The 8,271-nt window shown below is 34.4% G+C and carries 13 protein-coding genes; 5 read left to right on the forward strand and 8 right to left on the reverse strand.

From position 1 onward, the window contains the following. Together HPY60_10820 and HPY60_10825 are read right to left on the reverse strand one after the other, a co-directional pair. A partial coding sequence (locus HPY60_10820) for a hypothetical protein (protein NPV51668.1) occupies positions 1-311 on the reverse strand: 311 nt, incomplete at its 3' end. Between the two features lie 198 nt (positions 312-509). Further along, positions 510-920, reverse strand: coding sequence for a DUF3795 domain-containing protein (locus HPY60_10825; GenBank protein NPV51669.1), 411 nt, complete (start codon positions 918-920; stop codon positions 510-512). 171 nt (positions 921-1,091) lie between these two features. Here HPY60_10825 and HPY60_10830 point away from each other — a divergent pair, with 171 nt between their 5' ends. Then, complete coding sequence (locus tag HPY60_10830) at positions 1,092-2,363, forward strand: OFA family MFS transporter (GenBank protein NPV51670.1); 1,272 nt, start codon at positions 1,092-1,094, stop codon at positions 2,361-2,363. Between the two features lie 50 nt (positions 2,364-2,413). On the opposite strand, the gene HPY60_10835 is transcribed toward HPY60_10830, so the two are convergent. From HPY60_10835 to HPY60_10845, 3 genes are all read right to left on the reverse strand, one after another. After that, a complete protein-coding gene (locus HPY60_10835; protein NPV51671.1) occupies positions 2,414-2,878 on the reverse strand; it encodes a flavodoxin in 465 nt (154 codons plus the stop codon). 37 nt (positions 2,879-2,915) lie between these two features. Continuing rightward, positions 2,916-3,308, reverse strand: coding sequence for a flavin-nucleotide-binding protein (locus HPY60_10840; GenBank protein ID NPV51672.1), 393 nt, complete (start codon positions 3,306-3,308; stop codon positions 2,916-2,918). Positions 3,309-3,497: 189 nt separating this feature from the next. Continuing rightward, on the reverse strand, positions 3,498-4,226 hold the full coding sequence (locus HPY60_10845) for a DUF1003 domain-containing protein (protein NPV51673.1): 729 nt from the start codon (positions 4,224-4,226) through the stop codon (positions 3,498-3,500). Positions 4,227-4,352: 126 nt separating this feature from the next. Between HPY60_10845 and HPY60_10850 the strand changes: the two genes are divergently transcribed. Further along, the gene (locus HPY60_10850) at positions 4,353-4,553 is read left to right on the forward strand and encodes a hypothetical protein (GenBank protein ID NPV51674.1); all 201 of its coding nucleotides are present in this window, start codon (positions 4,353-4,355) and stop codon (positions 4,551-4,553) included. Between the two features lie 7 nt (positions 4,554-4,560). Here HPY60_10850 and HPY60_10855 read toward each other — a convergent pair whose 3' ends face one another. Further along, on the reverse strand, positions 4,561-5,157 hold the full coding sequence (locus HPY60_10855) for a hypothetical protein (GenBank protein ID NPV51675.1): 597 nt from the start codon (positions 5,155-5,157) through the stop codon (positions 4,561-4,563). 101 nt (positions 5,158-5,258) lie between these two features. On the opposite strand from HPY60_10855, the gene HPY60_10860 reads away from it, so the two are divergent. From HPY60_10860 to HPY60_10870, 3 genes are read left to right on the forward strand one after another with little or no spacing between them, the layout of a single operon-like run. Next, positions 5,259-5,528, forward strand: a complete 270-nt coding sequence (locus HPY60_10860) for a hypothetical protein (GenBank protein ID NPV51676.1) — start codon at positions 5,259-5,261, stop codon at positions 5,526-5,528. Between the two features lies 1 nt (position 5,529). Beyond that, the gene (locus HPY60_10865; protein ID NPV51677.1) at positions 5,530-5,973 is read left to right on the forward strand and encodes a hypothetical protein; all 444 of its coding nucleotides are present in this window, start codon (positions 5,530-5,532) and stop codon (positions 5,971-5,973) included. Between the two features lie 20 nt (positions 5,974-5,993). Next, complete coding sequence (locus tag HPY60_10870; GenBank protein NPV51678.1) at positions 5,994-6,794, forward strand: hypothetical protein; 801 nt, start codon at positions 5,994-5,996, stop codon at positions 6,792-6,794. 12 nt (positions 6,795-6,806) lie between these two features. Here the strand turns inward: HPY60_10870 and HPY60_10875 are convergent, their stop codons facing one another. After that, a complete protein-coding gene (locus tag HPY60_10875; protein ID NPV51679.1) occupies positions 6,807-8,009 on the reverse strand; it encodes a serine hydrolase in 1,203 nt (400 codons plus the stop codon). A gap of 43 nt (positions 8,010-8,052) precedes the next feature. Further along, positions 8,053-8,271 (reverse strand): hypothetical protein (locus HPY60_10880; protein NPV51680.1); only part of this gene is annotated, 219 nt, incomplete at its 5' end.

Genomic DNA, 8,271 nt, shown 5'->3' on the forward strand with positions numbered 1-8,271 from the left:
TCCATTCTTGATTCGTATTCATCCACGCCGTACTTAAGGTTCTCAATTATCCTAAAAAGTGGAGTGTAATCAATATTTCTATTTCTATCCCTTTCCTCACAAGCCATATTGTCACACTTTGACAACTGCTCTCTTAACATTCTTACTCTTTCTCCCTCATTATGGGCACTCATATCCATAATGTTTTTCACTTGATCAATCTCTTTTTGTATGACATCTGCAAATCTTCCCAATTTTTCTTTTCCAGAGGATGATACGAACTTATTGAAATCTTCTCTTGCCTTTTCAAAGTCTCTTTCAAAAGTTTCCATAATACCCCTCCAGGATACTTATTTGGAGTTAATCCATCTAGAAAAAACTAACCCGCTTACTATAGGTATAGAAACTATAAAGATTTAACGGTAATAGATTCTGTCTAGAATTAAATAAAATACATAAAATATACGTTTTGAATATATATTTATTATAAAAGCAACATATAAAAATTATTTAAGTTTTTTAACGGCATTCTATTTTCTCTCGGCCCCGCAGTCAAAACAGTTCCACCTGTGGACATTAATAATGCCTCCACACTCAGGGCATCTCCACCTTTCTCTTTCATTTTTAACAAACTGCCTTATTCCAAGATTTTTAATATTCTCAAGATTTTCGAGCATGCTCATCCCATACTTTTTCCTGTATCTTTTATCTAAGTTCCTAAGTCTTGTACAGGGGTATTTTTCGCATTTAAAGCAGAATCTAGCTTTTTTTATAGTTTCACAGTTTTTAATAATACATTTGACACAGGAATTAGATGGCTTTTTATCGTCAGGACCATTGCACCCCGGACAATGATTTTTATCTCGAAGGTAAGCCATGCAGATTCCACAGTTCATCCCACATGGGGCAATGAGTTTAGAAGTGATCGGCTCTGATTTCATGATTATTATAAGCCACAATAGAATAAAAGATATTCTGTCATTTTCAAGAACTTACGTTAATCTTAAAAAGTCTTTTCGCTTATCGCACACATTGCTGATGGGTATTTTTGATTACAAATGTTGAGATTATACCGGTAGATATCCATTAACTTTGAATTGGAGGTTATATTTATGAGTAAAAAAACATCTTCAGGAGAACCACCTGGCGGACGGTGGACGATTGTTATTGTGGGCATTATGCTCCATCTTTGCTTTGGATCTATTTATGCCTATGGAGTATTAAGAAATCCATTACTTGATCACTTCAAGGCTAGAGGATTAAATCCTACGGCTATGGATATGACATGGCCATTTATTGTATTCTTGGCTTTTTTTGCCCTATTTATGCCATTGGCTGGCCCTTACATTAGAAAGATGGGGCCTAAGAAAGTATGTATGGCCGGTGGAGTTCTTTGTGGGATAGGGTGGCTTGCAGCTTCCTTTGCTACCTCACCCCTAATGCTTATCCCCTTATACGGAATTATTGGAGGTATAGGTGTTGGAATCGCCTATGGTGCACCTATAACAACTTCGGCTCAATGGTTCCCAGATAAGTGCGGTCTTGCAGTAGGATTGACCGTCCTAGGATTTGGATTTTCTTCTGCCATTATAACATACGTTAGTAGATTTCTATTAGGAAGCGGCTGGGGGATTATGAACATTCTTCAAATGTTCGGTATCGTATTTATCATACTTAGTATTGTACTATCCATGATGCTTAGATTCCCAGATAGTGGCTGGAAGCCAGCTTGTATGACTGCAACTACTTCTAGCGGTCCTGCTAAAGTCGACCTCATGAGAGAACAGATGTTAAAGACTTCGACCTTCAAAGGACTATGGATTTGTTACACCATTGGAACACTTGCTGGGCTCACAGCTATAGGAATTGCTGGCCCCGTAGGAAAAGAAGTATTTGCTAACGCGGGATTGAGTGCTGATGTTGCAAATAGCCTAATATTTGCCTTAATCTTACCTTTTGCCATATTTAATGGTGCCGGCAGACCTCTTTTTGGGGCACTTACAGATAAGCTCTCACCTAAAAAAACTGCCATAATAACATATGTTTTAATCATAGTTGCATGCTTAGTAATATACACAGGCTACAATAGCGTTTGGGCATACATTGTGAGCTTCTGTATCCTTTGGGGGTGTCTTGGAGGATGGCTCGCAATAGCTCCAACTGCCACTGCTAGCTACTTTGGGATGAAAGACAATGCTAGAAACTATGGCTTAGTGTATACTGCATACGGTGCTGGTGCAATCATAGGCGGTATCGTTTCTGCACAGGCAAAAGATATCTTAGGGGCTTTCCAGCCATTCTTCTTAATTGTCGCAGGACTAGCTGTAGTGGGCATTGTGCTCGCTATAACACTACTAAAATCACCAGTTATGAAGTCTGCTTAAATCTAAATTCTTTTTTTATTTAATTTTAAATTTTAATAAAAAAATTAAGATTAAAATAATCCGCACATTTCTTCAGATAACTTTGCAATCTGTTTTTCGCGGTCTTTGTTCCATATCACGATTTCTGACCCGCAGAAATCTCCGCCCTTTGATTCACAGATACCTTTCATTTTTGAAATGGCCTGATTACCACCTGTTCCCTTTAATGGCAAGCCCTTAGTTACAAAGCATGAAACTTTTTTACCTTCTAAGGACGGGATTTGAGACATAAAGGCGGTCATGGCAGGCGAAAGAGAGAATGCGTGAACAGGTGAACCAAAGATTAAAGCATCATATTTTGATACATCTGGGCTATTTATAACCTCTATTTTATTTATGTCTCTCTCCTTTTCATTTGCCACATTAAACCTCTCGATACTTACAGAGTTCCCTGCTTTTGAAAGGGATTCCTTAAGTTTTTGAGAAACTTCATAGGTATTCCCAGTTTGAGAATAGACAACGATTCCTATTTTCATTATATACCTCCCTTTAGTTTTTAAATTCATATTTTTATTATATTAGAAGACCTGCTTTTTCATCTGAAGTTGAATAAAAAATATCTGTAACTTTGATTAATAGAGCTCCCTTTGCAGGGTATCTATCGCCTTTTGCCTTCATCCATTTCCTAGCTTCTTCATATATTGGCCCTTCAGTCAGATATTCGCACCTACCCTTGATCTGGTATGCTTCTTTTTCTCTAATTATTACAATTGCCACCCTGGGATTTTCAAGTATATTCCTTAATGTTTTTTTCATAAAGTTATCCACTATTATGATAGTCTCATCATCTAACAGATACTTGGCACCCACATATGAGCAGTTTGGCTCTCCATTCTTTGAAGCAGTTGCAAGTTGATGTATTCTTTCTTTTTCAAAGATATCTTTTACATTTGCAGGCATTTTCATAATTACACCATATACATTAGTTAAACAGCATATATAAATGTCTCTGAAGATACTATTATATACTTGAAATCGTATTATAATGGGAGTAAAATGAAAAAGAAAAAAAGATTGGATGAAGGAAATAAGCAGAATTACGAATTTAACACAAGAAAAAAGGAGAAGCGAATTAAGAAAAAATAGGGAATTGTACTATTTTTTTTGCTTTATGTTATTTTTAACTTCTCTAACTACATCCTGCATTAACTCAGTTTGTATTTCTTGAATCTCCAATAATTTTTGCCACTGACTCATTATTAGATGATCTATCTTTTCATTTAGATTTTTTACCTCTATTTCGGCTTTAAGGTTCACAATATAATCATGTTCTGCCCTAAGTCTGTCTTTGTCCTCCTGTCTGTTTTGACTCATCATGATTAGCGGTGCTTGAATTGCAGCAATACAAGATAATATGAGATTTAGCAAGATAAATGGGTAGGGGTCAAAAGGCCTAAAGATTAAAACTATACTATTAATACTCACCCAAATTGCTAAGAAGATTGCAAATATAGATACAAAAGTCCAACTACCCGCAAAATCTGCTAATTTGTCTGCTAGGCGTTCGCCTAAAGTTAGTTTACTATCATATTCAATATTAATATTCTGGGATAAAATCTCGTTTTGTTTAAGGCTATCCATCACCTTCTTTTCTAGTATTGAGATTTCCCCTTTTTCATCCTCAAGGGTCTCTGCGACATACTTTGTCCTAAAGTAGTTCAAATCGTCAAAGCATATGTAACCCTTAGATTCCCAATTAGGATTATTTTTCTTTATTAATTTTACAAGTGGCTCTCTAACAAATTCACTAGGAAACATTTCACTTGTTTTAAATTGTCTGTTACAAATTTGACATTTAGAAGAAACAACTTCAGAACCTTCCATTTCTTAACACCTTAATATACATACTATAACGTATATTTGTATATAATACTTTTCTAAATTTTTATCTAAAAATCAAATACATATTTTTGGGCAAATTATATATAAAATAAAGCATAAAAATAATTCATGAATAAAGATGAAAAAATATTCCTGTTATTTGGAATCCTTCAAAGTATAACTCTCGGAACTATAATATTTCTTATATTCCGTGGGTTGAATATTGTTGGAGACTCTAAAGTAATTAGTTTTGATACACAGCTACTACTTAGCACTCTCTTCCCGGCATTCTTGTTGATTGTTGAGTATATGATATATTCAAAAAAATGATTATAATCTATTTCATTATCTTGCCAACACTAGTCGCAAGCGAATTTGCTAGATCTTCTCTATATGCATTTAGGGAGATAATGCCTTTCCCAGTGTTATCAAGTACTATTTTTGAAACTATGATTAATTCTCCAGTGTATCCATCTTCAGACCTCATAACAACCGGCGGATTGTTTTCTTTCTTAAAATCGTAGAAGTATTCTGTATCCCCTGAAGAGGTGTAGTAGGCAAGCATCCTTATCCTTGAACTCGGTGAAAATGGATTGTATTTGATATTCTTCTCAGGCAAAGAGATAAGAAGCGTTTGATTTTCATAATTCTCTTTAAATTCAGTAATTAATTCTACTGTATATCCCTCTTTTTCCAAATTTTTAATTATCGAAGTTTCGAGATATTTTCCTAAAGAGTCCCTGTCTTCTACGTATAGAAAAAGAGTTTGACTTTTATCAATTTCATAGTTATTAGATGAAAATCTGCTTGTCGATTCACTTACCTTTGTTTCTAAAGTAGATAGTTTATAATTTAGAGAAAATACAGAAGCTGTAAATATTAATATTAAAGCAATTACAGAAAAACCTAGTATAATACTTGAATTTGCCTTCATTTAATCACTATAAATGTTGAAATTGGGGCCATTTATAAGTTTTTTGGGAAAATTAAAGCAAAATTCGTAATTCTTTTATACTAAAAAATTTATTTAATAGTATGGAAGCTTTGTATATATACCTGATAGTTATCTTAATGGTAATAATCGGGCTTTTTATTATTTTAAATAGAAATGCGGATAAAAAAATACAGGGGCAGACAAATTATCGCTCTCTTTTTATTTTAGGATTAATCGTATTTATACCTGCTGGAACCTTCTTCCTTTTAATAGGCAATATAGCGGGCTACGGCCTTATCGGACTCGGAGTAGTTTGGGCAATTGTAGGATATGTAAATAAGGATAAGTGGGAGATGACAAAAGGGGATTGAAATGGTAAAAAAGAGGGAATTATTACTTATTACTTTTTTTTTATTAAATCTAATGGCATTTTCTGGATGCACAAACAATAATGAAACGAATTACCCTGGATTCAAAGTATACTCGTGGTCATCGTCTCTTGGTAGTGTTAACAATGAAAATCCATATCTTACAAGTTATATTTATGACATTTCTATCACTAATGAAAGTTTAGAGAATACAAGGATAATATCAATTGAGCCTATACTAAGCGATGCTGTAAAAGAAAGGCTCCTAGATAAAAGTATTACAGTTGACGTAAACGAAGAAGTATCTCCACAGGAGACCATTAGCGTAAAAGGATCATTAATATTGAACACCGAGGGGATGACCAAAGATGAAATATCAAAATTAAATCCATTCATTATAGGAATAAAAATAAACTCAGAAACAGTTGTTTACCTTGAGAAAAAATAATATTAAAGGAGATTGTAAAAATGTTAAGGGAAAAGTTTAGAACTTCAATTTATCTTTCTATTGTAGTAATAGCTTTGTCCATAATAACGTCTGCAGGTGGCATATTCCTAGAAACAATATACAAAGATAACGAATTTACTAAAACTGCGTTGTATGGTAATGACATTGTGACACTCTTTCTTGCAGTTCCCCTAATGATTTTGGGATTATTCTTTTCAATTAAGGGTTCAAAAAAAGCACTTCTTGTCTGGATGGGGACACTATGGTATATGGTATACAACTATATTTTTTATCTATATGGAACTGCATATAACAATTTCTTCCTTTTATACGTTGGATTATTTACTTTATCTGCATATGCACTCCTATTTGGTGTTGTTAATATAGATGCTAAAGGGATTTCAAAACTATTCAATGAGAAAACTCCAACTAAATTGATTAGCGGATATATGGTATTTTTTGCGTCTTTGCTTGGAGGGCTCTGGATTGCTATGTCCATTGGCTCTATAGTTAGCGGGAAGATACCAGAACATGTCCTACAAACAAATCACCCAACTGCCGTAGTCTGGGCTACAGACCTATCTCTTTTGATACCTGCTTTGATAGTTAGTGCGATTTACCTTTGGAAAAGAAATCCTTGGGGGTATATTTTTTCTTCGATTGTGATGATTAAATCTGTTACATACAGCATTGTATTAATTGTAATGTCAATTATTTCATATATCAAGATGGGAGAAGGGGACCCTTTTATCAGCTTGTGGATTTTCTTAAGCGTTACCTGTATGATTGCCCTAGGGCTATTGTTGGGGAATATGAAGTAAAAAAATATATATTTATGATGGCAACCTATTTGAGAACTCATAAAATATTACTGGCCACCAGTCAATATCTTCATTTTCCATGCCTTCGCCATAGTCTATACCGTTTCTAACCATAATAAGATTTTTATCTGGGGAAACATAGATGAACTGGCCAAAGTTTCCCAATGCAAAATAATCATAACTATTTTCACTTCTTTTTATCCCCCACCACATTAAGGAGTAATAAACATGGTGGTCTCTAAAAAATGAAACATCTGGGTAGTACCCTTCGATATCGGGTAAATATGGCTCAGTTGATAATTTTACCCATTCTTTTGAAATTACTTGATTTCCATCCCAGATGCCATCCCTTAGGTATAGCCTACCAAACTTGGCAAAGTCTATAGCTCTGGAATTTAGGCCGCTCTCCATCTTCTCAAATTCAAATTCGTCTGTACTCCAAGAAGCGTTATATTCCATTCCAATAGGTTTCCATATCTTTTCTTGTAGATATACCGAAACTGACTGTCCAGTTGATCTTTCAAGGATTATCCCAAGTAGAAGTGGATGGTAATTATTATATTCAAATTTCATATTAGGATTATCTTCAATCTGAGTTTTTTCAATGGCTAATTTTCTCAGATCTGCGGCATAATAGGTATTTCTATCGTCAACTTCTGAATTATATTTAATTCCCGAAGACATATGCAGAAGGTCTATTATCCTAATTTGACTAAATCTTTCATCTCTTTCTTTTAATTCAGGTATATAGTCAGTTATTGGATCATAAACAGAATTAATATATCCTTCATCTATAGCGATGCCTATCAGGGCCGAGGTGACTGATTTTGCAACAGAAAAAGAAGTGACAATTGAATCCCTATCATACCCATTATAATACTTTTCAAAAAGGATTTTATCGTCCTTTATTATTATAAATGAAGATGTCTTAGTTTTCTCAAGAAATAGATCTAGATCCCCTATCCTTTGATTATTGCCGTATTCAATATCCCTGAAGATATCTTTGACTAATTCTTCTGAATCACTTCTCTCAAAATTAAAGTAAGGGCCATGAGTTATAATATTATTGTAAGGGAATACTTTGTAGTGATTTACATTGGCATCGCCAAAGCGTAGATCCCTACCGATTATTGTATTAGAATTGACAAGTGCAAATAACATAACAGTTGCAATTACTAATAATAGAAGAACAATTTTTAATATCTTTTTAATCATATCGTCGTTAGTAATTATTTGATTAAATATTTAAATCTATTTCTTAAAGTATACTTGTGTCGTCTGACATCGAGATTTCTAAAAAACACATTGGGTGTTGTGGGGCATACTGTAAGACTTGTCCAGCTTTGATCATGAAAACAGGTGAAGCCCTCATCGCAATGCCCATAAGGCGCTCTGAGATAATCATCGGAAAGTGCCTCTCTGTTACCGCAACGGTGGCGCTGCAGGTGGGTGTATGGATGAGCCTCATAATGGCGGC

Origin of the sequence: Methanofastidiosum sp. (genome assembly GCA_013178285.1) — an archaeon.
GTDB lineage: Archaea > Methanobacteriota_B > Thermococci > Methanofastidiosales > Methanofastidiosaceae > Methanofastidiosum.

Bases quoted from the DNA above. Each gene is read 5' to 3' on its own strand.
- HPY60_10865 (NPV51677.1), top strand. From the start codon at position 5,530: ATGGTAAAAAAGAGGGAATTATTACTTATTACTTTTTTTTTATTAAAT.
- HPY60_10875 (NPV51679.1), bottom strand. From the start codon at position 8,009: ATGATTAAAAAGATATTAAAAATTGTTCTTCTATTATTAGTAATTGCA.
- HPY60_10835 (NPV51671.1), bottom strand. From the start codon at position 2,878: ATGAAAATAGGAATCGTTGTCTATTCTCAAACTGGGAATACCTATGAA.
- HPY60_10850 (NPV51674.1), top strand. From the start codon at position 4,353: ATGAATAAAGATGAAAAAATATTCCTGTTATTTGGAATCCTTCAAAGT.
- HPY60_10845 (NPV51673.1), bottom strand. From the start codon at position 4,226: ATGGAAGGTTCTGAAGTTGTTTCTTCTAAATGTCAAATTTGTAACAGA.
- HPY60_10825 (NPV51669.1), bottom strand. From the start codon at position 920: ATGAAATCAGAGCCGATCACTTCTAAACTCATTGCCCCATGTGGGATG.
- HPY60_10870 (NPV51678.1), top strand. From the start codon at position 5,994: ATGTTAAGGGAAAAGTTTAGAACTTCAATTTATCTTTCTATTGTAGTA.
- HPY60_10840 (NPV51672.1), bottom strand. From the start codon at position 3,308: ATGAAAATGCCTGCAAATGTAAAAGATATCTTTGAAAAAGAAAGAATA.
- HPY60_10860 (NPV51676.1), top strand. From the start codon at position 5,259: ATGGAAGCTTTGTATATATACCTGATAGTTATCTTAATGGTAATAATC.
- HPY60_10855 (NPV51675.1), bottom strand. From the start codon at position 5,157: ATGAAGGCAAATTCAAGTATTATACTAGGTTTTTCTGTAATTGCTTTA.
- HPY60_10830 (NPV51670.1), top strand. From the start codon at position 1,092: ATGAGTAAAAAAACATCTTCAGGAGAACCACCTGGCGGACGGTGGACG.